We start from the raw sequence: 24455 nt of genomic DNA on the forward strand, positions 1-24455 counted from the left end.
CATCACATAGGATAACCTTAACGTCCCTATGTTCCATTAAGTTAAGAATAACCTCAAACAAACCAAATCAGATCCCCCCCTAATAAAACAAAAATAAATTTGAATACCGTAAAATCTGGTGTCATTAATATCTTGAAAACAACAAAAAAGGAGATAAACAATGATATCAAGCGAAAATAATAAAAATAACCTATTCCGTGTAAAGTCTAAAAATGGTGTCCTTCGTTGCCTTAAGGCTGGCGTGGATATAAATACCTGTAATGAAAAAGGTCAAACAGCTCTTTTTACCTGTAATGTACCTGAAGCTATACAGGCAATGATTGACGCTGACATTGACATTCACCACTTGGATAATGACGGTAATAATGCATTATTCTATGCTCAAAATGTTGAAACAGTGGAACTTCTTGTCAGCAATGGTATTAATGTTAACCACCGGAATAAGTCAGGTACCCTTGCGATTCAACATATTGATGTTTCACCAGGGTTAGTAAAATATCTTATCAAAGCTGGACTAGATATCCATACCAAAGATAGCTATGGCAACTCCTTTCTTTTCATTCCATTTGAAGGATATGTATACGATGCACTCATTGAGGCTGGTTGCGACATTAATCATAAAAATTTAAGCGGGCAGACAGCATTCGATTACTGGCAGTCAGAAAACCACAGCATAGCTGGTAAATATACTCACTGGGAATCTAAAAACGATAACTACATTCGTTTTCTTATCCGTAATATTCATCTTAAAGACAGTTCAAAAATTGTATTCACGAACATTACATTTAAATCAATTGAGCTGTTGTCGTTACTTATAAAGCAAAAAAATGAATTTGAGATAAGTGATAAGTGCATTATCACACCAACAAATGCCGACGTTAAAAAATTAATTTTACAACTAAAGAAACTGACAGACATTAGTCATGTTTGGTTTTACATAAACAGTACATATCTACTGACTCACTATGCAGGAAGACTGCTAATTAAATGGTTAATATGTCATGATATAAAAGTTGATATAGAATCACTAAAAGAACGCTACTTCTATGAAGAAATCCTCCAGGAAAAATCACAGAGAGAGCAAAAGGTTTTACCAACAACGATTCAACCAGTTACCTGTAAAGCAATTACAAAAAAAAGATTATGAATTGAATCTGCCTGAACACTCTCCCCTTGGCTTTAACCTTTAGTTAGATAGCCAAGGGACGCTAACATCATTAATTTAATACAAAGCCCCACATTGCACCTTAGCACTTTGAGAAATTTATTTTTAAAAACACCCTCATCGCCAATTCATACAATATCAATTACTACTCTCAAACCAAATCAATCAAATAAAACACAGCACTTTTTGATAAAAATAATTAACAATGAAAAACAACACCTTATATGAAATATAATAAAAATATATCTATTTAATTAAATAAATATAAAAATATATTTGCATTTTGTTTATTTAATAATATATATTTCCTTTGTTAATTAAATAAAGGAGAACTAAAATGAATAAAACAAACTATCCAAGCCTGACTAACTATCTCGCAAAAACAAAAAAGAACGCAGATCTTTATAGATTATATAATCCACAATTTTCTTTTTTCTGCAAAAGTGACACTCAGGAGCAAAGATTTTATTTCGATTATTTCTCAAGACATATGGTCTCGAAGAGAAATATTTTAACCGTATTCTCTATCTATACATTCACCTCTTATAACATGAATAAAAAAGAGACAATAAAAAATTTCATTCGATTTCTCAAAACGACGAATGAAAGTACATTCCATAATGCTTTTTCATTTCGCGGTGGTAACATTTTGTATGTAAGCAACAAAAACATGTTGAAAGAGATCTCATGGTTTTCACTCGCTCGAATTTACGAAGACATTAAAAAAATAAAGGAATATAAAACCAACCATGACAACTATATCAGATTAGTCGCTTAACAGAGGAGAAAAATTATGAATAACAACGCAATAAATGCATTACTCTCTTGTAAAACTCCAAAAGACATTCAGGCTTGCATTAATGCAGGCTCCGATATTAATACACTGGATTCGTTTGGAAGAAATATACTGTTTTACTGTAAAAACCCAAGAATGATTGACACTCTGGTTAAAGCAGGAATAGATTTTAACCATGCTGACAACTATGGTCACAATGTTTTGTTTAACCAGCGAAATCCTCACATACTGAAAAAATTGATTGATTCCGGCGTAGATATACACCACAAAAATGGTCTCGGCCAAACCTGTTTATGCTCGTTAGCTGATAATATATCCTGTTGCAAAACCCTGATCAATGCTGGAATTAATGTCAACAATGTGGATAAATGCGGAAGAACAATACTTTTTTACGTAAAAAATCACTCTATCTTTGATTTGATGGTTCAGGCCGGTTGCGATATAAACCACAGAGATAACCAGGGTCACGGTATTTTTGAAATTTGCTATTCATTAGGCGATTTCAAAGCCAAAATGCTCATTCGTCATATTAGTATGAAGGATAGCAGTCCAGTAATTTTCAACTACCTCAACAGCGAAAGTCTGCAGATAATGGATTTGCTTCAGAAGAAAAACCTTAACTTTACTATCTCTGATAACTGCCAGGTTTATCTAAGTGCCAATGAAAATGAAATGAGCTCTTTCTTCAGTGAACTAAAGAAGAAGACAGATATCAGCAACACACATTTTCGCCATATTGTACTGCGAGGTTATGATTTACGCGGGGACATTGAAACCATTAAATGGTTTATCCGCAATGACATCAAAATAGATAAAAAACAACTGGAACAGCATATTCGACATGATGAGATTTGTAAATATATAGCAGAACATGAGAGAAAGAAACTTAGCGAAATTATGAAACAAACAATCTCTTTAATGCCAGTAAAACGTAGATTGTAACCTCCACCCCTCCTCACTGTCATAATGAATTTAATATGAACCCTATTTTCACCCAGAGCAGATTACCTAATTAGCAATCTGCTCCACCTATCTTATTTATAAATTTCGACACTGCCTTGACTTATTTTACCAATGCGCTAACTGTAGATCATGAACACATTTTAAAAAAGGTTAGATATGCATAAAAATGAAAGTAAAGAAGATCTATCAAGAAGCTCAAGAAGAGGTAAATTCCATACAGCAAAATATACACCTAATGAAGTTCGAACTCACTGCGTCAGCGTTCGGTTAAACGAAGAAGAATTATCTATTCTCGATAGTAAAAGAGGCCCTTATAAAAAAGGGGAATGGCTAAGAATGGCATCCCTCAACAAACTCCCACCGGTGTTACCTGAAATCAATCGTGAAGCATGGATTAAACTCGGCAACCTTTCACAGGATTTAAACCGCCTGCTGAATCATCTCGACAGCAAAAGCCCTGACAGCGAACTGACCCGTACAGAACTCTTCGCCCTGCGCAGACAAATCAAAACTCTCAGGGATCACCTTATTCCATCAACCTTTCTGGAGCAAGACCAGTGAAAGGCATGCAGAAAATAAAGCGGGGTAAACAGTTTGCAGGTGTGGTTCTCTATAGCCTTAAGTCAGGATCTCACCACAAAATCACGCCTTATATTATCGGTGGCAACATGACGGGAAGCACTGCTGCTGAACTTATCAGTGAATTTGAAGGCACAAGACTACTGCGCCCCGGTGTCGCCAAACCTGTCTGGCATAATTCGCTTCGCCTGCCAAAGGGAGAAACACTGTCAGTCAGACAATGGGCGGCATTCGCTGACGATTATATGACCCGGATGGGATTCACTGAAACCCATCTTCGCTGCTATATCATGCACGATGATTCGGACGGGCAGCATATCCATATAATAGCTAACAGAATTAACATGGTCGGTGGGAAGCTGTACCTTGGGAAAAATGAAAATCTTATCAGTACCCGGATTATCAGCGAGCTGGAGAAAGTCCACAAACTCACTCAAACCACATCTGCAATCAGTAGTCATAGTCAGGAGAAAAGAAAGCCTTCCCGCAACGAGCTGATGATGGCTGAAAGAACGACAACTCCCTGCCCCAGGTCCACTCTGCAGAGCCTGATTGATAATGCGTTAACCGGCCGCCCTGATTTGCTGACTTTTATCGCTATGCTGGAAAAGGTAGACGTCAGCTGCAAACCCAATATCGCCTCAACGGGAAAAATGAACGGCTTTTCATTTCAGTACCAAGGTATTGCCTTTAAAGCCTCTCAATTGGGTAAAAAATATGGCTGGTCTTCCCTGCAAACATTGATTGATTTCGTACCGGAACATCTGACTTTACTGAAACAAGCACAAAAGCCAACAGTACCTGCACCTGTGCCATTAACAGTGCCAATGCCAATGCCAATGCCAATGCCAATGCCAATGCCAATGCCAATGCCAATGCCATCATGCGAGTCTGAAGAACAGGCTGCAAACCGGGAAACGATTCTGGAGAAAATCCATCAGCTTGAAGAAAAAATTCGTCTGGAAAGACAACAGGAGACAGTGGGTATCATTCAGCTCAGGAGCAAGCTGCACAATACAACCCGTCAGATACCCCGCCAGCGTCGCCTGAAGGCGTGGCTTTTACTACTCAGCCAAATTGTTGTACTTCTAAGGCGCAAGGGACTGTCACTGCTGCATGCCACAATACATCATTTCCGCAAGATTCTTCATCTGCACCTATTAGAACCCATTCCTTTCACAGCCGGTCATTCCCTTCAGGAACAATCAGTTAGTAATAACCAGCACCTCACACCATAAGAATCCTTAGTTTATAATGCAATGATAGTCAATAAATTATTGATCGTTTATATAGATCGATAATTTGATTACAATAGTTAAAACCAATCACAGAGCAATCATCGATCGGTACAAGCAATTTTACTAAAGCGGGTCATTCATCGAAAATGTTCAAAAATACATCACCTTAAATCAGGCCATGGAGTCATGATGGATAATAAAACGATTAGCTGCCCCTTCTGCTTTACACAAAGCCCGCACGGCGTGCGGATTTGCAAAGGCTGCCATGCAAAAGTGGCCTATGGTGAAAGTCCGCTCAGTGTGGCATTCCTTTTTCAATTCGTGGCATTAGCTCTCGCCTGGTTAGTATTTTCATTGACCGGCAGTACTCCTGTCTCAGTCATTACGTTTTTTGCCAGCGTTATTATTCTTATCTGCATAATTAAAAAGACCTATGCAGACAGAGTTATATTTATACGGTGATATTAATTTCACACCACAGCAAACATAAAAAATTAACATGAGGGACCTATGAAAAAATTCATTACTTCTGCGTTTTTTATTTCCGCTTTACTTATTTCTGGCTGTTCGACATCAGGCAATCAGCATCTCAAAAACGAAACATCACAAAGTCTGCAGTCAAAAATCATCAAAAATAAAACAACGAAATCAGAAATAATTACCGCATTAGGCGAGCCCGAAACCAAGACTACACTTGATAGTGGAAATGAAGAATGGACTTATTCGATGGATAACAATCAGTTTGATGCCACCACATTTATTCCCGTTGTCGGGCTGCTGACGGGGGGCTCACAGACGCAGGCCAAAACGCTGGAAATCGAATTTAAAGGAGAAACGGTCAGCAAATGGTCGTTCTCTGAAAATACAAGCAGAATGAATACAGGTCTGATTCAATAACTCACGTTACAGCCAGGGAATTATTTATGAAAACTTATGCCGTTATCACACTCGTTACCGCTGCATCGTTGCTGAGTGGCTGTAACAGCGAACCTTCCGAACAGGATATTTACACTGCCATGAATAAGGTCGTTGCGCAGGCGAATGCTTTCGTGAAATCTATAGCAGGCAAGGATGTCCCAAAAGACGCACTGCGCGAATTAAAATCAGTCAAAAAGCATGACTGCGTAGAAGTCTCTGATAAAAGTTATAAATGCAATGTGACGGCTATTGTCGATAACGAAAAGCGTACTGCTGCTGTAACCCTTGTCAAAACGGATGATGGCTGGCAGGTCGTTGATAAGTAAACCCACCTTAAAGCCATCACGACAGGCGGGACGCCAACTGGGTGGCTCCTGCCTTTTTAATACTCGATTTTGACCTGCCGGAAACGCCAGCTCCATTTCTCTCCACCATTCAGCATCCCATTCCTTGTACACGCTGCTGCCGCTATCAAAGTCTTTTCCTGATCACTGAGCCTCGCGGAGTATAAGCCAGAGAGCCTGCAATGCGTTTCTTTTCATACTGAGCCAGCAAATCAGCATAAATATGCTCTGCTTCGTCCAGATTGCCTGAAATATAATTCACAAGTGAATTCAGGCAATGCAGCAATGTATTGCTGTTTGCAAGCTTCCTGAGCAGAGTTGTGTTCAGGGTTGAAACGACTCCTGTAAACATCTGCATAATATTATCAACGTGATAACATGAATTGCGATACTGCGCCCGTGAATAAAAATACTTCAGATGATACCCGGCGAAGAGAACATAAAGTTTTTTGTAAAAGACATTGTTATTAACGCTGTTGTGATGATGGGTTATAAATTTATCAACAACATGTATAAACTTTTCCTCCTGAGATAAAACATCAATAGCACTCATAATTTTCTCCATTTTTTGTTTTTATAATTAAGTACTATCATCTTCAAAAATAAAATCAATAGTAATTTAAAAATATTTTTATAAAACAATATTTATTCTATTCTCACTTAAAACAGCTTTCACTGTGGAGATATTGAGTCCTCCAGATTGCATTACTATTTCATATTTCAATTATCTGAGTCATTTCCATATTTCAGATAAAAAAACCACAGGAATATTTTTGAGAGCGTGCTACGCACTGGCTTACGCCCCGACTACCGATAAATGTTAATTATTTTTACCAAACCGGTGAAAACCATAATTTTGTTTCCCTGGCAGCGCCGCTGAGTGCCCACAGCACTCACTCGCTGAAGCAGAAAGGGTTTTTCCGAAGGGTCCCGGCGTGAGCCGTACTCAGCAAATGGGCAAATCATGTATCTGTGTTCGCTTTCCCGATCAACTCAGCCTCCTGATTTTTTGCGCGAAGCGTATTTGTAATGACAGTTAACCTCAGGTCTATGAACTCGTGCGCGAAGCGTATTTATACTTACAGAAAATACTGTAGTAATGTTCTGAAGCCCAATGGCGCAACACACAGTTGCGCAGGCTTCACTTAAGAAATGATATAATGTAAGAAAAACAATAATAAAAGTGTTTTCATCAGGTACACCAAGGCCTTGAGTATCGTTCTAATGCAAAACTGTGGTTTCTTATTTCTTTATCACTCTTTTATCTTGCAGAACACAATTGAAAATTAACCAATAAAATCAAATAATTAAACAAACCCTGCCGTTATTAATTTCAGAACCAAAAATCATTAATTACATAACAGGTGATGGTGAAATTTAGCACCCCTTGTTTTAAATTTGATAACCAACCATCTCCCACTAAATAACAACCGTAAAATCTCAAAGTAAATACAATTAAATAATACTACCAACCAAGTTGACAAATAAATTAAATGTGCCATATATGTAATCACAACAATAAAAAAGGAGCCATCATGTCAATCACAAGCGTTGTATTAACTAAAGAACAAAAGTCCATTATTGCAGAAGCATTAGAGGTTATGCCCGAAGATCTGGAAGAAATAAAGATTAAAGCAAATAGCTATAAAAAAACGTCATTCAGAGACGATTTCTCAATGATATTCAAAGGCAATATGGCCACACTCGCCAGGATGGATTTGACGCCCACAGCGTTTAGAATTGTGCTTTATCTCTTCTCAGTAATTGATTATGGAAATATTATCCCTGATTTTTCACAGTCACGTATAGCCAAAGATCTTGGGCTGAATAAATCAAATGTCTCACGCGCATTCAAAGAGTTATTTGAGAGAAAAATACTTATTCGTGACGCCATAGATAACCAAGTATACCTTAATTCAAACTTGTGTGTTAAAGGAATCCCTCGTCGTTTCAATGAAGATCTGATGGATAAATTTAGAAAGTCCAGACTGGAGACAGAAGACTTTGCCAATTCGTTTAACTTTTATCGTGCAGGGAGTAAAACAAAGCCGGTTAAAAATCCCAAAAGAAGATATCCTACAGACGGCATTCCATTTGATTAAAATAATAAATAATGCTGTTGAACAATTTATACTTCCGCAAATGACTATTTCCCAATATAAATTTAATTTTATATTGGGAATGAAATTAATCATAAAATATCATTAAGTATATGACGTTCTTGTTCAATTTCACATGATTTAACCATCCCACTTAGTACACTAACAAAAACGTCATTCCATTTCTGGCGCTCTCTCGAAGCATGCCAGTTCTCAAACAACACTTTCTCAAGAGAGATCCAAATAACTTCTGCGCGAGAGGTATTTAATAGCTCCTTGAATACTTCGTCAGATACAGTAAGGGCATGAGAATAAATTTTATTATCAATAGTCCAGAAAGGCTCTGGCTTGGTAAAATCAGCCAAAGAAGCAAAAGCCAACCCACGGACCTGTGCTGCTTCCATTGTGCTGTTCACTTTATGATTATCCCGCCAGGTTTTTAAATCACCCAACAGATAATTTACGCGTTGATTTCTTGCTTTGCTATCTTCAGCCTGGTATTGGATATAAGCAGGGCCATTACCAGTCTGGCGATAACGAGCCAATGTTTTGACACTTACACCAAGGTAAAGGGCCGAAACTTCAGCACTCAGGGTTGCATCATCTGGCATACTACCAAATAGCCGCCATACTTCAGCATATTCCCTTAAAGTATCGATTGCACTCATTCCCTGTCCCCCTAATTTGTTGGCAATGGTTGATATTTCGCCGAAGCCAAAAGTGTATTATACAACTCAGGTACTGTCATCAGCATATGAAGCTCAATCCGTTGAAGTGCCTCAAAAACTCGCTCGTTATCAGGCTCAGCATATCTTTCAGTAGGGTCCGTGGTATTACGGTGGTTAAGCAATCTTTTCACCACTGCATACGAAGTTAGTTCTTCTGCAACACGGCCAAAAGTTCTTCGCAGATCGTGCATTCCCAGCTTCATTATTCCAGCTTCCTGACAGATATACTCGCGCAAGCTTTTACTGTCAGAATAATGTCCAACCTTGCTTCGTGATGAACGAGCCGGAAAAACCCATTTGCGTTTATCTGCCCGTATTTCGGTATCGTTGACGATATCTCGTCGGTCTTCCAGAATTCGCTTTGTAGCATCACAGATTGGAAGCTCATGGTCGTTACGATTTTTCGTGTCGTAAAAGCGAATAACCCGGTTTTCGAGATCGACATAGCTTGTCGTTCTGACTTCCTCTTCTGTCAGGGCCTCTCGCCAGCACAGTGTTGCTGTCTCTTCTTTCCTGGCTCCTGTCAAAATGGTCAGCAACAGATAATCACAACCCAAACGATTAAAACCTCTCTTATTGTGTAATGCAGCTAGAAACCGTCCCAAAGTATCTTTGGGGGACAATGGATTTCGTACGCCCTTGGCACGATAGCTATCTTCCAGCTCAGATCGTGTTCTGAACTTCTTCTGTACCTTTAAAATTGAAAAAGGATTATAGGACAACGAAGGTTGTCGTTGCTGGGTCTGAGCATTCCCAGCTTCAATCTCGATTGCGTGTTTTACAGCAACATTGGCCCACCTAAAAGTCTGTTCTGCTGCTGTTCTGGCTCTTGAAGCAATCTCGTCAAACTTTCGAAGGATTTCATTACCAGTAAGATCCTTGATTCGAAGGTTTTGCCATTCTTTCAACCGATTCTCAGCTTTGTCTAACACATTGAGAGTGTTTGGTTTAGCAGGTTTGGTTCTGCCAAGTAAGTGACTCCTGTATTGGGCAAAAGCTTCACTCACGGTCAATTCAGCCAGATCGAGTTCCCTTTTAATCTTGTTGGGATTTCTCTTTGTTGCAATCATTGTCTGAACCAACTGCCGAGCTGCCTCACGGGCTTGATCGATACTCGGAAAATCGGACACATTCCCAACCTTTACTTTCAAGACAGAGCTTGGCTTCTTACCCTCACTGACATTACGATCTGAAGAGGCTACTCTTCGCTGGATTACATAGGTTTTTTTCGTCAAACTGACCTTCACACCGAAGCCAACGGGTGAATCTCGATGATCGTCAAAAACTATGTAAGGTTTTTGGTCAGGGTTGGCTTCGAAAACGACTTTTCCAGAGCTACTGAGCTCAGGCTTAACATTAATACTTAACTTGTTGATAATAAAAGCCTGATTGAGAGTTGTTTTCAAAGTATCACCACCATTTGTAACCCAAAGAAGGAGTACAACCAATCTATCACGCTTTGGGCTACAAGTGAGCTACAAATTTATGGGTTTATGTGGGTTTAAAGGGGTTTTACCTGGGGCCATATGAGCACTTGAAAGAATTAAAAAATGAGTAAAATCAATATGAATGAAGACATTGATAAGGACTTCTCTAGCCATACCCCCATGATGCAGCAGTACCTGAAGCTGAAAGCGCAGCATCCGGAAATTCTGTTGTTTTACCGCATGGGCGATTTTTACGAGCTGTTTTATGACGATGCTAAACGGGCATCGCAGCTGCTCGACATCTCTCTGACCAAACGTGGCGCATCGGCAGGTGAACCCATCCCAATGGCAGGCATTCCGCATCATGCGGTAGAAAACTACCTGGCCAAGCTGGTGAATCAGGGCGAGTCGGTTGCCATCTGTGAGCAGATCGGCGATCCGGCCACCTCAAAAGGCCCGGTTGAACGCAAGGTCGTGCGTATCGTCACGCCAGGCACCATTAGCGACGAAGCCCTGCTCCAGGAGCGTCAGGATAACCTGCTGGCGGCCCTGTGGCAGGACGGCAAAGGGTTTGGTTACGCCACGCTGGATATCAGCTCCGGGCGTTTTCGTCTGAGCGAGCCGGCTGACCGGGAAACCATGGCAGCCGAGCTGCAGCGCACCAACCCGGCGGAACTGCTGTATGCCGAAGATTTTGCCGAAATGGCGTTGATAGAAGGTCGTCGCGGCCTGCGCCGCCGTCCGCTGTGGGAATTTGAAATTGATACCGCTCGCCAGCAGCTCAACCTGCAGTTTGGCACCCGCGATCTGATTGGCTTTGGGGTGGAAAACGCCCCGCGTGGACTGTGCGCCGCGGGCTGCCTTTTGCAGTATGTGAAAGATACCCAGCGCACCGCCCTGCCGCATATCCGCTCTATCACCATGGAGCGCCAGCAGGACAGCATCATTATGGATGCGGCCACGCGCCGGAATCTGGAGATCACCCAGAACCTGGCGGGTGGCGTTGAGAACACGCTGGCATCCGTCCTCGATAACACCGTGACGCCGATGGGCAGCCGCATGCTGAAGCGCTGGCTGCATATGCCCGTCCGCGATACGGATACGCTCGTTTGTCGTCAGCAGACCATTGCCGCGCTGCAGGATCGCTACACCGAGCTGCAGCCTGTGCTGCGTCAGGTGGGCGATCTGGAGCGTATTCTGGCTCGCCTGGCACTGCGCACGGCGCGGCCTCGCGACCTTGCACGAATGCGTCATGCCTTCCAGCAGCTGCCGGAACTGCGTGCTCAACTGAGCGATGTTGACAGCGCACCGGTTCAGAAACTGCGCGAAACCATGGGCGAGTTTGCTGAGCTCCGCGATCTGCTGGAGCGCGCTATCATTGATGCGCCGCCGGTTCTGGTGCGCGACGGTGGCGTAATTGCCCCTGGCTACAACGAAGAGCTGGATGAATGGCGCGCGCTGGCTGACGGCGCAACGGATTACCTCGACAAGCTGGAGATCCGCGAGCGCGAACGTCTCGGGCTCGATACCCTGAAAGTCGGCTATAACGCAGTCCACGGTTACTATATTCAGATCAGCCGCGGGCAGAGCCATCTGGCGCCGATTCACTATGTGCGTCGCCAGACGTTGAAAAACGCTGAGCGCTACATCATTCCTGAGCTGAAAGAGTATGAGGACAAAGTTCTCACCTCGAAAGGCAAAGCGCTGGCCCTGGAAAAGCAGCTTTACGACGAGCTGTTCGACATGCTGATGCCACACCTCGCGGACCTGCAGTTAAGCGCTGGCGCGCTGGCGGAGCTGGATGTGCTGGTAAATCTGGCTGAGCGTGCTGAAACGCTGAACTATACCTGCCCGACCTTTACCGACAAGCCCGGCATTCGCATTACCGAAGGCCGCCACCCGGTGGTGGAGCAGGTACTGAACGAGCCGTTCATCGCTAACCCGCTGAGCCTGTCGCCGCAGCGAAGAATGCTGATCATTACCGGTCCGAACATGGGCGGTAAAAGTACCTATATGCGCCAGACCGCGCTTATCGCCCTGCTCGCCTACATCGGCAGCTACGTTCCGGCGCAGAAAGTGGAGATTGGCCCCATCGATCGTATCTTCACCCGCGTGGGTGCGGCGGACGATCTGGCCAGCGGCCGTTCCACCTTTATGGTCGAAATGACGGAAACCGCCAATATCCTGCACAACGCGACAGAACACAGCCTGGTGCTGATGGACGAAGTCGGACGCGGCACCTCAACCTACGACGGACTGTCGCTGGCATGGGCGTGTGCGGAAAACCTGGCGAATAAAATCAAGGCCATGACGCTGTTCGCGACGCACTACTTTGAACTGACGCAGTTGCCGGAGAAAATGGAGGGCGTGGCAAACGTCCACCTGGATGCGCTTGAGCATGGCGATACCATCGCCTTTATGCACACGGTGCAGGAGGGGGCCGCGAGCAAGAGCTATGGCCTGGCCGTCGCGGCACTGGCGGGTGTGCCTAAAGAGGTAATTAAACGCGCGCGTCAGAAACTGCGCGAGCTGGAAAGCCTGTCACCGAATGCGGCGGCCACCCAGATTGACGGCACGCAGATGTCGCTGCTGGCACCTGCGGAAGAGACGTCACCCGCCGTTGAAGCGCTGGAGAATCTCGACCCGGATTCACTGACGCCACGTCAGGCGCTGGAGTGGATTTATCGGCTGAAAAGTCTGGTTTAGTTTTCTGCGGTCTGTTTTGTCGGGTGGTGGCTTCGCCTTACCCGACCTACAAAACCCGTAGGCCCGGTAAGCGTAGCGCCACCGGGCAAAGGACCGCACGATGTTACTGCCCGGTAAGCGCAGCGCCACCGGGCTTTTTTTTTACAACAATGGCGGAATGGTCGGTACCTGCGGCGCCTCATCAATATCCTTCTGCGTCATGCGGAACGCTTCAGGGTAATGTTCGCGACTGGTACGACGCAACGGCTCAGTATCGCGCCAGGTATACAGGCAATGCTGGCACTGATAAACCGTCCAGATCCCTTTCACCGGTGATGTGGCCATCACCTCAATTTGCTCATCGGCACAACGTGGACAAATCATCTTTTCCTCCTTATTGGCGTGCTGCCAGCATCGCAGTCAGCTTTTCAGCCCAGGCTTTGGTTTCAGGTAAATCCTGCACCGGCTGGCTGTAGTGACCGCGGTTATCCGGCGCAACAGGCGTGGTGGCATCAATAATCAGCTTGTCGGTGATGCCTGCCGGGCTGGACCCAGGATCAAGCTCAAGAACCGACATGTTCGGCAGTTGCACCAGATCCCCTGCCGGGTTCACTTTTGATGACAGCGCCCACATCACCTGCGGCAGGTTGAACGGATCGACATCTTCATCCACCATAATCACCATCTTCACATAGCCCAGGCCATGCGGGGTGGTCATGGCGCGTAAACCGACCGCGCGGGCAAAACCACCGTAGCGTTTTTTGGTGGAGATGATCGCCAGCAGACCATGGGTGTACATCGCGTTCACCGCCTGCACTTCAGGGAACTCCGCTTTCAGTTGCTGGTAAAGCGGCACACAGGTGGCTGGCCCCATCAGGTAGTCTATCTCGGTCCAGGGCATCCCGAGATAGAGGGATTCGAAAATCGGTTTGGTGCGGTACGAGACTTTATCAATACGGACCACCGTCATATTGCGTCCGCCCGAATAGTGCCCGGTAAACTCACCGAACGGCCCTTCAATTTCACGTTTACGGCCTTCAATCACCCCTTCCAGGATCACTTCAGACCCCCACGGCACATCGAAGCCGGTCAACGGCGCGGTCGCAATCGGGTACGGGCTTTCACGCAGCGCCCCGGCCATTTCATACTCGGACTGATCGTATTTCAGCGGCGTTGCGCCCATCAGGGTGATGATCGGATCGTTGCCCAACGTAATCGCAATCGGCAGGTCTTCACCACGCTCTTCGGCTTTATGCAGATGCAGGGCGATATCATGCATCGGCACCGGCTGCAGGCCGAGCTTACGTTTGCCCTTCACTTCCATGCGATAAATACCGACGTTCTGCTTGCCGAAATGGTCCGGGTCGAGCGGATCGCGCGAGACAACGCACGCTTTGTCGAGATAAAAACCGCCGTCCCCGTCGTTCAGGCGAAACAGCGGCAGGATGTCGAACAGGTTAATCTCCTCACCGTCCACCGTATTCTGCGCCCATGCGGGGTTGGCCCGGCGCTCCGGTGCGACCGGGAATTTATCCCAGCGGCGAATAAACTCATCGATTTGCTTTTTGACCGGGGTATTCGCCGGCAGCCCCATCGAAATGGCGTGGTTCTGCCAGGAGCCGATGGTGTTCATCACCACCCTGGCATCGGTAAACCCGCGAATGTTATCGAACCACAGCGCAGGCGCACCATCACCGATACGTCCCGTCGCGTTAGCGGCCGCCGCCAGATCCGGCTCCGCATTGACCTCTTCTTCAATTTTCAGCAGTTGCCCTTGCTCATCGAGCGCCTGCAGGAAGCTTCTCAAATCATCAAATGCCATCGTTATTCTCCTGTGAAAAATGTTTCGCCGCCTGCAGGCCGTTCCAGCGACGCGCTTTTTTGTGCTCCAGACCAAACTGGTCGAGCACGCGGGTCACGATATGCTGGGTGATATCATCGGCGGTTTGCGGGTGGTTGTAATACGCAGGCATGGGCGGCAACATCGCCACACCCATGCGGGAAAGCGCGAGCATGTTCTCCAGATGAATGGTGCTGAGCGGCGTTTCACGCGGGACCAGCACCAGCTTGCGCCCTTCTTTCAGCACCACGTCTGCCGCACGGCCCACCAGCCCTTCGGCATAGCCCGCGCGGATACCCGCCAGCGTTTTCATGCTGCAGGGAATGACGATCATGCCGTCGGTACGAAACGAGCCGGAGGAGATGGTGGCAGCCTGGTCGGCAGGACTGTGAACGACATCTGCCAGGGCGGCGACATCCTGCGCGGTATAGGGCGTTTCCAGCTCAATGGTGGTTTTCGCCCATTTCGACATCACCAGATGGGTTTCAACCTCTGGCATGTCCCGTAACGCCTGCAGTAAAGCCACCCCCAGCGGAGCACCTGTTGCTCCCGTCATTCCCACGATCAATCTCATTCAGCACCTCAATTAATTTGTTCGCATACGAACATAATGACTACGTTACTCCCGGTGAGCTGACCTGACAATATTGTTCGTACACGATCACACGTAATGCTAAAAACTGCTGCGTTAAAATCGCAGGCAATAGCGGCTATCATAGGGGGAGATTTTTTTCGTCGGAGTGTTCATGGAACTGAGACAAGAAGCGTTCCACCTGCTACGGCAGCTTTTTCAACAGCATACTGCCCACTGGCAACATGCTTTACCGGCGCTGACCAAGCCGCAATATGCGGTGATGCGATCTGTTTCTGAAAATCCGGGGATCGAGCAGGTCGCCCTGACGGAAGTTGCCGTGAGCACAAAAGCGACGCTGGCCGAAATGCTGAGCCGCATGGAATCGCGTGGGCTGGTGAAGCGCGAACACGATCCTGCGGATAAGCGCCGCCGGTTTGTCTTCCTCACGCCTGAAGGAGAAGCCCTGCTTGCAAGCTGTAAACCGGTCGGCAATGAGGTGGATGAGGCGTTTTTAGGGCGTCTCAGCCAGGACGAGCGGGAACAATTTACGGCACTGATCAAAAAGATGATGCATGACTAGTTCACCCGGGCACGCATAAAATCAATAAATGTCCGAACCTTAGCGGGCACATGCTGGGCATCTGGATAAACGGCATAGATGCCCTGCTGAGCAAACGTGTATCCCGGTAAAAGCGATACCAGAACCCCCGAATTCAGTGCGTTTCGCACCAGCCACTCCGGCAGCAGCGCCACACCACATCCCGCATGCGCGAAAGCCATCAGCGCCTGGGCGCTATCTGCGTACAGGCGCGGGGCCTTTTTAATCTCAAAGGCAACCAGATTGCCATCTCCATCTTTCACCTGCCAGTGCAGCGGCGAAGGTAAACGCTCGTGAACGATCCACTCGGCCTGCGCCAGGTGTTCGAGAGATTCAACGGGATGGTTAGCCAGCCACCCGGGGGCGGCAACCGGCAGGATAGTAAAGTTTGAAATCAAAGCGGCGTGGTAGCGCGAATCAGCGAGTGTTCCCAGCCGGATGGCGACATCAAAGCGCTCCGAGATGAGATCGGCGTGCTGAGACGACGAAACATGACGAACGCGAAGCTCCGGATGCTGCTGGCTAAATTCGGCCAGCAAAGGCACAACCACCTGCGAACCGTATTCGGGCGTGGTGGTGATCCGCAATTCGCCGGTCAGGCCGGCATGGTTAGCGCGAACGTCGTCCTGCAGGCGTTCAGCCTCCTGTAAAAGCCTGACGCTTCGCTGATGAAAAAGCGCGCCCGCCTCGGTTAACGTCAGGCGACGGGTGGATCGCAACAGCAGCGTGACTCCCAGCTCATCTTCCAGCTGGCGAATATTGAAGCTGACCACGGCCTTTGTCAGCCCCATCGACTCTGCGGCGGCAGTAAAACTGCCCGCATCCGCTACCGCCACAAACATCGCCGTTCGCTGGAGATTCAGCATCGTTAACCTTCAAAATTGTCAAAATAGTTTTGACAGTATATCGCGAATTGTTGCGTTTATCGGCACCGGACAAGCCGATACGATACGACCCTCACCGGAGGATCCACCATGACGTATCGCAGCAAAGTCGCCGTAGTCTATCTGCTGGGCTTTTTTCTTGATTTGATCAACATGTTTATTGCCAGCGTCGCCTTTCCGGCAATGGCGCAGACCTATCACGCCACGCCCTCTGCACTTGCCTGGGTCAGTAACGGGTATATTGCCGGCCTGACGCTGGTGATCCCGTTCAGCAGTGCCCTGACGCGCCGCATCGGGGCAAAGCACGTCATCCTTCTCTCGCTGGTTCTCTTTAGCGTAGCCTCCACCGCGGCAGGCTTGTCTGCCACACTTGAAAGTCTGATTGCCTGGCGGGTGCTGCAGGGCGTGGGCGGTGGCTTATTGATCCCCGTAGGGCAGGCCCTGACCTGGCAACAGTTTAAATCGCATGAACGCGCCAGGCTCTCTTCCGCCGTCATGCTGGTTGCACTGCTTGCCCCCGCATGCTCACCTGCGTTAGGGGGCGTACTGGTTCAGGCGTTAAGCTGGCGGTGGGTATTTTTTGCTACCCTCCCGGTTGCTCTCCTGACCTTTGCGTTGGCCTGTCTGTGGCTTAAGCATGAAATGCCCGCGATGAAAGCAAACCGACTGCTGAACCTGAGTTTGATCGCCGATCCGCTTCTGCGCGTTTCCATGATGGTTTATGTATGTGTCCCCGGCATGTTTATCGGAATAAACGTCACCGGCATGTTTTATCTGCAGAGCGTGGCCAACATGACGCCAGCCGCGACGGGCATGCTGATGCTGCCGTGGTCTCTGGCATCGTTTATGGCCATCACCGCAACGGGCCGTTACTTTAACCGTGTCGGCCCCCGACCTCTGTTGATCGCGGGTTGCCTGCTTCAGGCGTCAGGTATTCTGCTTTTGCTCTGCGTCAGTGCGACCACGGGCACGCTGCCAGCGATCGTTGCGTTTGCATTAATGGGCGCAGGAGGCAGTCTTTGCAGCAGTACGGCGCAGAGCAGCGCATTTCTGACAACGCGTCGGGAAGAGATGGCTGATGCCAGCGCGCTGTGGAATCTTAATCGTCAGCTGAGTTTTTTTGCGGGTGCCTTTCTGCTGGCACAGGTGCTGGATCTGGCCCAGAGGTATTTGCCCCCCGTCGCCGCGTGGCACGGGATGTTTCTGGTTGCTTCGGCCATCACGTTGGTGCCCGTCATCTCTGTATTTCGTCTTAACAACCCGCAGGTGCTTGCACAACTGCAACAGGAGAAACCATGACGCCTTTCGAACACGACATCATTGATATTCATATCGCACTGGAAAAGTGGCTGGGTGCCGGTGAAGGTAATATTGATGCCCTGCTCGCCCGTTTCCAGCCAAACTTTCTGATGGTTCCCCCGAGTGGGGCGCATTTAAACCATGACGCCCTTGTCCGTTTTCTGCACGCCCAGCGTGGAAGCCGACCCGGCCTTAAAATCATCATTGATGAGTTAGCCACGATTCAGTCATGGGATAACGGTGCGGTGCTTCATTACCGGGAGACGCAGACCCGCCCGGACCAGCCCGTCAACGTACGCTGGTCAACCGCGGTGCTCAATCGGGAAGGCGAGAAAATCAGCTGGCGTCTGCTGCACGAAACGGCGCAGCCGTAAGAGATAAAAAAGGCCCGTCTCACGACGGGCCTTTTTTTGACGAAAGGTTGCTTATTCGCGGAACAGCGCTTCGATATTCAGACCTTGCCCCTGCAGAATTTCACGCAGGCGGCGCAGACCTTCAACCTGAATCTGACGAACACGTTCACGGGTCAGGCCAATTTCACGGCCGACGTCTTCCAGTGTCGCAGCTTCATACCCCAGTAAACCGAAACGACGTGCCAGCACTTCACGCTGTTTGGCGTTCAGTTCGAACAGCCATTTGACGATGCTCTGTTTCATGTCATCGTCCTGCGTGGTGTCTTCCGGGCCGTTGTCTTTTTCATCGGCCAGGATATCCAGCAGCGCTTTTTCGGAGTCGCCACCCAGCGGGGTGTCAACCGAGGTAATGCGCTCGTTGAGACGCAGCATGCGGCTTACGTCATCAACCGGTTTGTCGAGTTGCTCAGCAATCTCTTCTGCGCTTGGCTCGTGGTCCAGTTTATGGGACAACTCGCGCGCGGTACGCAGATAGACGTTCAACTCTTTGACGATGTGAATCGGCAGGCGAATCGTACGGGTTTGGTTCATAATGGCCCGTTCGATGGTCTGACGAATCCACCAGGTCGCGTAGGTGGAGAAGCGGAACCCACGTTCTGGGTCAAACTTCTCTACTGCGCGGATGAGACCTAAGTTGCCCTCTTCAATCAGATCCAGCAGAGCCAGACCACGATTGCCGTAACGACGGGCAATTTTCACGACCAGACGCAAGTTACTTTCAATCATGCGACGGCGCGAGGCAACATCACCACGCAAAGCACGACGTGCGAAATAGACTTCTTCTTCGGCCGTTAACAGTGGGGAGTAACCAATCTCCCCAAGGTAAAGCTGAGTCGCGTCCAGTACACGCTGTGTGGCACCCTGCGATAACAGCTCTTCTTCAGCCAAATCGTTATCACTGGGTTCCTCTTCTACTAAGGCTTTTTCGTCAAAAGCCTCTGCTCCGTTCTCATCAAATTCCGCATCTTCATTTAAATCATGAACTTTCAGCGTATTCTGACTCATAAGGTGGCTCCTACCCGTGATCCCTGAACGAGACACCCTGGCTGGCATGCCCCGTCAATTTATCGCTGCGGCAAATACTGCAGCGGGTTTACGGATTTCCCCTTGTAACGAATTTCAAAATGCAAGCGTGTAGAACTGGTTCCGGTGCTACCCATGGTAGCGATTTTTTGCCCCGCCTTAACTTCTTGTTGTTCCCGGACCAGCATTGTGTCGTTATGGGCGTAGGCACTCAGGTAATCATCGTTGTGTTTGATGATAATAAGATTACCGTAACCGCGCAGAGCGTTACCGGCATACACAACGCGTCCGTCTGCGGTCGCGATGATAGCCTGTCCCTTACTTCCTGCGATATCGATCCCTTTGTTTCCTCCTTCGGAGGAAGAGAAGTTCTCGATAACCTTACCGTCAGTTGGCCAGCGCCAGGTTGAAATTGGCGAACTGGAACTCATACTGCTGGCAGTCGGTTCAGTAGAGCTAACCACAGGTGCCGTAGCCGGTGCTGTGACAACAGTCGCAGTCCCTTTATTATTCGGCAACATTTTGTTAGCAGTCTGATCACCTGAATCTTCAGAATACGTAATTACAGGTTGTGAAGCAACCACCGTGGTGGATTTTTGTGCAGGCTTAACGCTGTTATTTTGCGCGGTCACGTCGGCTGCAGAAACGGTATTGCCCGGCGTAAGCGGCGTACCCGTCGCGTTGCCCACCTGGAGCGTCTGCCCGACTTCCAGCGCATACGGTGCCTGGACGTTGTTGCGCTGCGCGAGGTCACGGAAATCGTTCCCGGTGATCCACGCGATATAGAACAGCGTATCGCCACGTTTCACGGTATAGGTGCTGCCGCCGGTATAGCTGCCTTTCGGAATGTTCCCATACTGACGGTTATACACTATGCGGCCATTTTGGGTCTGAACAGGTTGTTCGACTGGCTGAATCTGTGTTGGCTGTGTAACAGGATGTTGCACAGGCTGAATTTGTGGTGTTTGCTGCGGCGCAGCAGTGCCCATTTTAGGCGGCGGCGTGATCAACATTCCGCTGGACGTGTTACCGGAGCCGCTATTTCCGCCAACAGAACTGACAGGCGCAGGTGCATTGTTAGAACTCGAACAGCCTGCCAGCCAGAGCGAAACCAGTGATAATGCCGCAACACGGCTGATGGTGAATTTAGGGCTTCCCGCGCTCATTTATCCCCCAGGAATGTGTTAACTACCAGTGACTTAAAATTAACCGTGATGGCACGACTCTTTCGCGCCACACCATACGCTGAATTTGCCTTAATAACCCTGGATAATTCCGAGTCTTAGGCCAGTTCCCCCTTTACCAGAGGCACAAAGCGCACGGCTTCTACGGTATCGATAATAAACTCGTCGCCACGTCGACGAACGCGCTTTAACAGCTGCTGCTCATCGCCAACAGGCAATACAAGAATGCCCCCCTCATCCAGCTGCGACAACAGGGCCGCAGGGATCTCCGGTGGAGCCGCCGTCACGATGATTGCGTCAAACGGGGCGCGAGCCTGCCAACCCTGCCATCCATCACCGTGTCGTGTCGAAACATTGTGTAAATCAAGTTGTTTCAGGCGACGACGCGCCTGCCACTGTAAACCTTTGATCCGCTCAACCGAGCACACATGATGCACCAGATGCGCCAGAATCGCAGTCTGATACCCGGACCCGGTGCCAATCTCCAGCACGCGGGAGTCGGGGGTGAGCTCCAGCAGCTCCGTCATGCGCGCCACCATGTAGGGCTGCGAAATCGTCTGGCCCTGCCCGATGGGCAACGCCACGTTTTCCCACGCTTTGTGTTCAAACGCCTCATCTACAAATTTCTCACGCGGAACCTGGGCGAGCGCGTCAAGCACATGCTCGTCGCGGATCCCCTGTGCGCGAAGTTGTTCCAGAAGAGTTTGTACACGTTTGCTTACCATTGCGCGTTCACTCCTGCGCGATCAAGCCAGCCCGACACCACATCATGCGCGCTATACGCGGTTAAATCTACGTGCAGCGGCGTTACCGAGACATAGCCTTCATCCACAGCGGCAAAGTCGGTATCCGGCCCCGCATCGCACTTATCGCCGGGAGGGCCAATCCAGTAGAGCGTGTTGCCGCGCGGATCCTGCTGCGGGATGACCTGATCGGCCGGATGACGGCTTCCGCAACGCGTGACGCGAATGCCCTTGATTTCATTCAGCGGGAGATCCGGCACGTTGATGTTGAGGATGCGTCCGGTACGCAGCGGTTCACGGCTCAGTGCCCGCAGGATAGAACAGGTTACCGCTGCCGCCGTGTCGTAATGAGTGTGACCATTTAACGATACCGCCAGCGCCGGAAAGCCAAGATGACGGCCTTCCATTGCGGCCGCCACGGTACCAGAGTAGATAACGTCATCACCCAGATTCGGCCCGGCGTTAATCCCGGAAACGACGATATCCGGGCGCGGGCGCATCAGCGCATTCACCCCCAGAAAAACGCAGTCCGTTGGCGTGCCCATCTGCACAGCAATATCGCCATTCTCAAAAGCAAAGGTGCGAAGCGACGACTCCAGCGTCAATGAGTTAGACGCTCCACTGCGGTTACGATCGGGAGCCACGACCTGCACATCCGCAAATTCGCGAAGGTGTTTCGCCAGCGTCTGAATGCCTGGCGCATGGATCCCGTCATCGTTACTCAGCAATATTCGCATAATCACCCGACGTGTTGATAAGTTCCCTGACAACACTGGTGGCAAAGCTACCTGCCGGCAGCCAGAAGCGTAACTCAACGGTTACGTCATCCCACCAGTTCCAGCTTAACTGCTGCGGGTAGAGCAACATCGCCCGGCGTGCTGCTTCGACTTTTTCCCGCACCAGCAATGATTGTAATTCTTGCGCTTCGGCCACGGCTGCCTGCTCCGCGGCCAGCGCGTCACCCTGCGTTCCCCAGTCGCCCGTGCCGGGCAAGGCTGCGGTGATCATCAGCGTTTTAGCGTCCACGCGCGACTGTACATCGGCCATTTCTTCGGCCGTTGCCACAAACCAGCTACCGCGTCCCGCTAATTGTAGCGCATCGCCGACAACAACTTGATTCGCGTCCGGTTTTTTCAGCCGTTCGCTTACGATCTGATTAAACAACGCACTGCGGGCCGCCGACAACCAAAAACTGCGTTTATTCCTGTCGCGCACCGGCGCATCGCTCTGCGCCCAGCGCAGTGCGCCCTGCAGGTTACTGCCGCCGATGCCAAAACGCTGTGCGCCAAAGTAGTTAGGCACACCGCGTTCATTGATGGCCTGCAAGCGTTTTTCCACGTCGTCACGGTCGGTCACTTCACGCAGTACGAGGGTAAAGTTGTTACCTTTCAACGCCCCCAGACGCAGTTTGCGCTTGTGACGGGCGTACTCCAGCACCTTACAGCCCTCAAGCTCAAATTTGCTTAAATCAGGCATCGCATTGCCGGGAACGCGCGCGCAAAGCCACTGTTCGGTGACCGCGTGTTTGTCTTTCTGCCCGGCGAAGCTCACTTCGCGGGCATGGATTTTCAGAAATTTAGCCAGCGCATCGGCCACAAAGCGGGTATTGCAGCCATTTTTGAGGATGCGCACCAGGATATGCTCGCCTTCGCCGTCCGGCTCAAAGCCCAAATCTTCCACGACCACGAAATCTTCGGGGCTGGCTTTCAGCAGCCCACTCACCTGCGGTTTACCGTGCAGGTAGGTCAGGTTGTCAAAATCGGTCATTTGCTCGCCTTCACCAGCAGCGCCACGGCTTCGCAGGCGATGCCTTCGCCGCGACCGGTAAAGCCCAGTTTCTCCGTGGTGGTCGCTTTGACGTTGACGTCATCCATATGGCAGCCCAGATCTTCAGCGATAAATACGCGCATCTGAGGAATATGCGGCAGCATTTTAGGGGCCTGAGCGATGATCGTCACATCGACGTTACCCAGGGTGTAGCCCTTCGCCTGAATACGGCGCCAGGCTTCACGCAACAGCGCACGGCTGTCTGCGCCTTTAAACGCCGGATCGGTGTCCGGGAACAGCTTGCCGATATCGCCCAGCGCAGCCGCGCCCAGTAAGGCGTCGGTTAAGGCGTGTAGCGCCACGTCGCCATCAGAATGCGCCAGCAGCCCTTTTTCATAAGGAATGCGCACGCCGCCAATGATAATTGGGCCAACGCCTCCAAAGGCGTGTACATCAAAACCGTGTCCAATTCGCATTATGCCTTCTCCTGATGGGTCGAACGGGTAAGATAAAATTCCGCGAGCTGTAAATCTTCCGGGCGCGTCACTTTTATATTATCAGCGCGCCCTTCAACAAGCGTTGGGTGGAAACCGCAATACTCCAGCGCAGAGGCTTCGTCGGTGATGGTCGCACCTTCTTTAAGCGCGCGCGTTAAGCAGTCGTGGAGTAATTCGCGGGGGAAAAATTGTGGCGTCAGCGCGTGCCAGAGATCGACGCGCTCAACGGTATGCGCGATAGCCTGTTTGCCAGGCTCGGCACGCTTCATGGTATCGCGTACCGGCGCGGCCAGAATGCCACCGACTTTACTGGTTTCACTTAGCGCCAGCAGGCGCGCAAGATCGTCCTGATGCAGACACGGGCGCGCAGCGTCGTGGACCAGCACCCACTTGGCATCGCCAGCGGCCTGGATGCCCGCCAGCACGGAATCGGCGCGCTCGGCACCGCCATCAACGACGGTGATCTGCGGATGAGCGGCCAGCGGTAACTGTGCGAACCGGGCATCGCCCGGACTGATGGCGATGATGACACGCGTCACTCGGGGGTGCGCCAGCAGCGCCGCCACGGCATGTTCGAGGATCGTTTTATCGCCAATAGAGAGGTATTGCTTAGGACATTCTGTCTGCATGCGCCGGCCAAAACCCGCGGCCGGCACCACGGCGCATACGTCCGAAAAAGTCACTGCCATGT

The 24455-nt window shown here is 49.3% G+C and carries 27 protein-coding genes; 13 read left to right on the top strand and 14 right to left on the bottom strand.

From position 1 onward, the window contains the following. The first annotated feature begins 160 nt into the window (after positions 1 to 160). The 8 genes from AX755_RS02420 to AX755_RS02450 all read left to right on the top strand — a co-directional run bounded on the left by AX755_RS02420 (position 161) and on the right by AX755_RS02450 (position 5985). The gene (locus AX755_RS02420) at positions 161 to 1147 is read left to right on the top strand and encodes an ankyrin repeat domain-containing protein (RefSeq protein ID WP_021241919.1); all 987 of its coding nucleotides are present in this window, start codon (positions 161 to 163) and stop codon (positions 1145 to 1147) included. Positions 1148 to 1502: 355 nt separating this feature from the next. Next, complete coding sequence (locus AX755_RS25960) at positions 1503 to 1943, top strand: hypothetical protein (RefSeq protein WP_001044498.1); 441 nt, start codon at positions 1503 to 1505, stop codon at positions 1941 to 1943. A gap of 15 nt (positions 1944 to 1958) precedes the next feature. Further along, a complete protein-coding gene (locus AX755_RS02430; RefSeq protein ID WP_001062023.1) occupies positions 1959 to 2903 on the top strand; it encodes an ankyrin repeat domain-containing protein in 945 nt (314 codons plus the stop codon). A 177-nt stretch (positions 2904 to 3080) separates the two neighbouring features. Beyond that, the gene (locus AX755_RS02435; RefSeq protein WP_031275125.1) at positions 3081 to 3485 is read left to right on the top strand and encodes a hypothetical protein; all 405 of its coding nucleotides are present in this window, start codon (positions 3081 to 3083) and stop codon (positions 3483 to 3485) included. Continuing rightward, a complete protein-coding gene (locus tag AX755_RS02440) occupies positions 3482 to 4741 on the top strand; it encodes a relaxase/mobilization nuclease domain-containing protein (RefSeq protein ID WP_023284180.1) in 1260 nt (419 codons plus the stop codon). Before AX755_RS02435 ends, AX755_RS02440 begins: the two co-directional genes overlap by 4 nt. A gap of 189 nt (positions 4742 to 4930) precedes the next feature. Further along, positions 4931 to 5203: a hypothetical protein gene (locus AX755_RS25665; protein ID WP_004114852.1), complete on the top strand. Its 273-nt coding sequence runs from the start codon at positions 4931 to 4933 to the stop codon at positions 5201 to 5203. Between the two features lie 48 nt (positions 5204 to 5251). Beyond that, positions 5252 to 5638, top strand: coding sequence for a hypothetical protein (locus AX755_RS02445; protein WP_000713577.1), 387 nt, complete (start codon positions 5252 to 5254; stop codon positions 5636 to 5638). Positions 5639 to 5664: 26 nt separating this feature from the next. Beyond that, a complete protein-coding gene (locus AX755_RS02450) occupies positions 5665 to 5985 on the top strand; it encodes a hypothetical protein (RefSeq protein WP_000860569.1) in 321 nt (106 codons plus the stop codon). A gap of 145 nt (positions 5986 to 6130) precedes the next feature. Here AX755_RS02450 and AX755_RS02455 read toward each other — a convergent pair whose 3' ends face one another. Then, on the bottom strand, positions 6131 to 6556 hold the full coding sequence (locus AX755_RS02455; protein ID WP_062856220.1) for a hypothetical protein: 426 nt from the start codon (positions 6554 to 6556) through the stop codon (positions 6131 to 6133). Positions 6557 to 7538: 982 nt separating this feature from the next. Between AX755_RS02455 and AX755_RS02460 the strand changes: the two genes are divergently transcribed. Beyond that, positions 7539 to 8105 carry a helix-turn-helix domain-containing protein gene (locus AX755_RS02460; RefSeq protein WP_016239675.1) on the top strand — a complete coding sequence of 189 codons (567 nt, stop codon included), beginning with the start codon at positions 7539 to 7541 and terminating at the stop codon, positions 8103 to 8105. 89 nt (positions 8106 to 8194) lie between these two features. Here the strand turns inward: AX755_RS02460 and AX755_RS02465 are convergent, their stop codons facing one another. Next, entirely contained in the window at positions 8195 to 8770 is a 576-nt protein-coding gene (locus AX755_RS02465) for a hypothetical protein (protein ID WP_004114867.1), read from the bottom strand. A gap of 11 nt (positions 8771 to 8781) precedes the next feature. Further along, positions 8782 to 10236 (bottom strand): tyrosine-type recombinase/integrase, encoded by a 1455-nt coding sequence (locus tag AX755_RS02470; protein ID WP_001530776.1) that lies wholly within the window; start codon positions 10234 to 10236, stop codon positions 8782 to 8784. 159 nt (positions 10237 to 10395) lie between these two features. Here AX755_RS02470 and mutS point away from each other — a divergent pair, with 159 nt between their 5' ends. Continuing rightward, complete coding sequence (mutS, locus tag AX755_RS02475; RefSeq protein ID WP_058679579.1) at positions 10396 to 12963, top strand: DNA mismatch repair protein MutS; 2568 nt, start codon at positions 10396 to 10398, stop codon at positions 12961 to 12963. 141 nt (positions 12964 to 13104) lie between these two features. Here mutS and AX755_RS02480 read toward each other — a convergent pair whose 3' ends face one another. From AX755_RS02480 to AX755_RS02490, 3 genes are read right to left on the bottom strand one after another with little or no spacing between them, the layout of a single operon-like run. After that, complete coding sequence (locus tag AX755_RS02480) at positions 13105 to 13326, bottom strand: non-oxidative hydroxyarylic acid decarboxylases subunit D (protein WP_013098486.1); 222 nt, start codon at positions 13324 to 13326, stop codon at positions 13105 to 13107. 10 nt (positions 13327 to 13336) lie between these two features. Beyond that, entirely contained in the window at positions 13337 to 14764 is a 1428-nt protein-coding gene (locus AX755_RS02485; protein WP_013098487.1) for a non-oxidative hydroxyarylic acid decarboxylases subunit C, read from the bottom strand. Next, on the bottom strand, positions 14754 to 15356 hold the full coding sequence (locus AX755_RS02490; protein ID WP_062856222.1) for a non-oxidative hydroxyarylic acid decarboxylases subunit B: 603 nt from the start codon (positions 15354 to 15356) through the stop codon (positions 14754 to 14756). The genes AX755_RS02485 and AX755_RS02490 overlap by 11 nt, the downstream gene beginning before the upstream one ends. Before the next feature lie 172 nt (positions 15357 to 15528). Between AX755_RS02490 and AX755_RS02495 the strand changes: the two genes are divergently transcribed. Then, positions 15529 to 15936, top strand: a complete 408-nt coding sequence (locus AX755_RS02495) for a MarR family winged helix-turn-helix transcriptional regulator (RefSeq protein WP_020689291.1) — start codon at positions 15529 to 15531, stop codon at positions 15934 to 15936. On the opposite strand, the gene AX755_RS02500 is transcribed toward AX755_RS02495, so the two are convergent. Continuing rightward, a complete protein-coding gene (locus AX755_RS02500; protein ID WP_062856223.1) occupies positions 15933 to 16820 on the bottom strand; it encodes a LysR family transcriptional regulator in 888 nt (295 codons plus the stop codon). The two genes, AX755_RS02495 and AX755_RS02500, sit on opposite strands and share 4 nt — an antisense overlap. A gap of 108 nt (positions 16821 to 16928) precedes the next feature. Between AX755_RS02500 and AX755_RS02505 the strand changes: the two genes are divergently transcribed. Both AX755_RS02505 and AX755_RS02510 read left to right on the top strand, forming a co-directional pair. Further along, complete coding sequence (locus AX755_RS02505; protein ID WP_062730084.1) at positions 16929 to 18137, top strand: MFS transporter; 1209 nt, start codon at positions 16929 to 16931, stop codon at positions 18135 to 18137. After that, positions 18134 to 18511 (top strand): DUF4440 domain-containing protein, encoded by a 378-nt coding sequence (locus AX755_RS02510; RefSeq protein WP_048971754.1) that lies wholly within the window; start codon positions 18134 to 18136, stop codon positions 18509 to 18511. Before AX755_RS02505 ends, AX755_RS02510 begins: the two co-directional genes overlap by 4 nt. 51 nt (positions 18512 to 18562) lie before the next feature. On the opposite strand, the gene rpoS is transcribed toward AX755_RS02510, so the two are convergent. The 7 genes from rpoS to ispD all read right to left on the bottom strand — a co-directional run bounded on the left by rpoS (position 18563) and on the right by ispD (position 24453). Further along, a complete protein-coding gene (gene rpoS, locus AX755_RS02515; RefSeq protein WP_013098493.1) occupies positions 18563 to 19555 on the bottom strand; it encodes an RNA polymerase sigma factor RpoS in 993 nt (330 codons plus the stop codon). Positions 19556 to 19614: 59 nt separating this feature from the next. Next, positions 19615 to 20739, bottom strand: coding sequence for a murein hydrolase activator NlpD (gene nlpD / locus AX755_RS02520; RefSeq protein ID WP_023620533.1), 1125 nt, complete (start codon positions 20737 to 20739; stop codon positions 19615 to 19617). 116 nt (positions 20740 to 20855) lie between these two features. Then, positions 20856 to 21482, bottom strand: a complete 627-nt coding sequence (locus tag AX755_RS02525; protein ID WP_013098496.1) for a protein-L-isoaspartate(D-aspartate) O-methyltransferase — start codon at positions 21480 to 21482, stop codon at positions 20856 to 20858. Beyond that, positions 21476 to 22237 (bottom strand): 5'/3'-nucleotidase SurE, encoded by a 762-nt coding sequence (surE, locus tag AX755_RS02530; protein ID WP_029883175.1) that lies wholly within the window; start codon positions 22235 to 22237, stop codon positions 21476 to 21478. Before surE ends, AX755_RS02525 begins: the two co-directional genes overlap by 7 nt. Continuing rightward, entirely contained in the window at positions 22218 to 23267 is a 1050-nt protein-coding gene (gene truD, locus AX755_RS02535; protein WP_058683705.1) for a tRNA pseudouridine(13) synthase TruD, read from the bottom strand. The genes surE and truD overlap by 20 nt, the downstream gene beginning before the upstream one ends. Then, complete coding sequence (gene ispF / locus AX755_RS02540; RefSeq protein WP_013098499.1) at positions 23264 to 23743, bottom strand: 2-C-methyl-D-erythritol 2,4-cyclodiphosphate synthase; 480 nt, start codon at positions 23741 to 23743, stop codon at positions 23264 to 23266. The genes truD and ispF overlap by 4 nt, the downstream gene beginning before the upstream one ends. Then, positions 23743 to 24453 (bottom strand): 2-C-methyl-D-erythritol 4-phosphate cytidylyltransferase, encoded by a 711-nt coding sequence (gene ispD / locus AX755_RS02545; RefSeq protein ID WP_062856224.1) that lies wholly within the window; start codon positions 24451 to 24453, stop codon positions 23743 to 23745. Before ispD ends, ispF begins: the two co-directional genes overlap by 1 nt. Positions 24454 to 24455 lie beyond the last annotated feature (2 nt).

Source organism: Enterobacter sp. SENG-6 (assembly GCF_001605945.1).
GTDB lineage: Bacteria > Pseudomonadota > Gammaproteobacteria > Enterobacterales > Enterobacteriaceae > Enterobacter > Enterobacter cloacae.

Bases quoted from the DNA above. Each gene is read 5' to 3' on its own strand.
- surE (WP_029883175.1), bottom strand. From the start codon at position 22,237: ATGCGAATATTGCTGAGTAACGATGACGGGATCCATGCGCCAGGCATT.
- AX755_RS02525 (WP_013098496.1), bottom strand. From the start codon at position 21,482: ATGGTAAGCAAACGTGTACAAACTCTTCTGGAACAACTTCGCGCACAG.
- AX755_RS02495 (WP_020689291.1), top strand. From the start codon at position 15,529: ATGGAACTGAGACAAGAAGCGTTCCACCTGCTACGGCAGCTTTTTCAA.
- AX755_RS02450 (WP_000860569.1), top strand. From the start codon at position 5,665: ATGAAAACTTATGCCGTTATCACACTCGTTACCGCTGCATCGTTGCTG.
- nlpD (WP_023620533.1), bottom strand. From the start codon at position 20,739: ATGAGCGCGGGAAGCCCTAAATTCACCATCAGCCGTGTTGCGGCATTA.
- AX755_RS02465 (WP_004114867.1), bottom strand. From the start codon at position 8,770: ATGAGTGCAATCGATACTTTAAGGGAATATGCTGAAGTATGGCGGCTA.
- AX755_RS02485 (WP_013098487.1), bottom strand. From the start codon at position 14,764: ATGGCATTTGATGATTTGAGAAGCTTCCTGCAGGCGCTCGATGAGCAA.
- AX755_RS02435 (WP_031275125.1), top strand. From the start codon at position 3,081: ATGCATAAAAATGAAAGTAAAGAAGATCTATCAAGAAGCTCAAGAAGA.
- AX755_RS02420 (WP_021241919.1), top strand. From the start codon at position 161: ATGATATCAAGCGAAAATAATAAAAATAACCTATTCCGTGTAAAGTCT.
- AX755_RS02500 (WP_062856223.1), bottom strand. From the start codon at position 16,820: ATGCTGAATCTCCAGCGAACGGCGATGTTTGTGGCGGTAGCGGATGCG.
- AX755_RS02510 (WP_048971754.1), top strand. From the start codon at position 18,134: ATGACGCCTTTCGAACACGACATCATTGATATTCATATCGCACTGGAA.
- ispF (WP_013098499.1), bottom strand. From the start codon at position 23,743: ATGCGAATTGGACACGGTTTTGATGTACACGCCTTTGGAGGCGTTGGC.
- AX755_RS02480 (WP_013098486.1), bottom strand. From the start codon at position 13,326: ATGATTTGTCCACGTTGTGCCGATGAGCAAATTGAGGTGATGGCCACA.
- AX755_RS25665 (WP_004114852.1), top strand. From the start codon at position 4,931: ATGGATAATAAAACGATTAGCTGCCCCTTCTGCTTTACACAAAGCCCG.
- AX755_RS02445 (WP_000713577.1), top strand. From the start codon at position 5,252: ATGAAAAAATTCATTACTTCTGCGTTTTTTATTTCCGCTTTACTTATT.
- AX755_RS02490 (WP_062856222.1), bottom strand. From the start codon at position 15,356: ATGAGATTGATCGTGGGAATGACGGGAGCAACAGGTGCTCCGCTGGGG.
- AX755_RS02460 (WP_016239675.1), top strand. From the start codon at position 7,539: ATGTCAATCACAAGCGTTGTATTAACTAAAGAACAAAAGTCCATTATT.
- AX755_RS02455 (WP_062856220.1), bottom strand. From the start codon at position 6,556: ATGAGTGCTATTGATGTTTTATCTCAGGAGGAAAAGTTTATACATGTT.
- AX755_RS02505 (WP_062730084.1), top strand. From the start codon at position 16,929: ATGACGTATCGCAGCAAAGTCGCCGTAGTCTATCTGCTGGGCTTTTTT.
- truD (WP_058683705.1), bottom strand. From the start codon at position 23,267: ATGACCGATTTTGACAACCTGACCTACCTGCACGGTAAACCGCAGGTG.
- AX755_RS25960 (WP_001044498.1), top strand. From the start codon at position 1,503: ATGAATAAAACAAACTATCCAAGCCTGACTAACTATCTCGCAAAAACA.
- mutS (WP_058679579.1), top strand. From the start codon at position 10,396: ATGAATGAAGACATTGATAAGGACTTCTCTAGCCATACCCCCATGATG.
- ispD (WP_062856224.1), bottom strand. From the start codon at position 24,453: ATGGCAGTGACTTTTTCGGACGTATGCGCCGTGGTGCCGGCCGCGGGT.
- rpoS (WP_013098493.1), bottom strand. From the start codon at position 19,555: ATGAGTCAGAATACGCTGAAAGTTCATGATTTAAATGAAGATGCGGAA.
- AX755_RS02430 (WP_001062023.1), top strand. From the start codon at position 1,959: ATGAATAACAACGCAATAAATGCATTACTCTCTTGTAAAACTCCAAAA.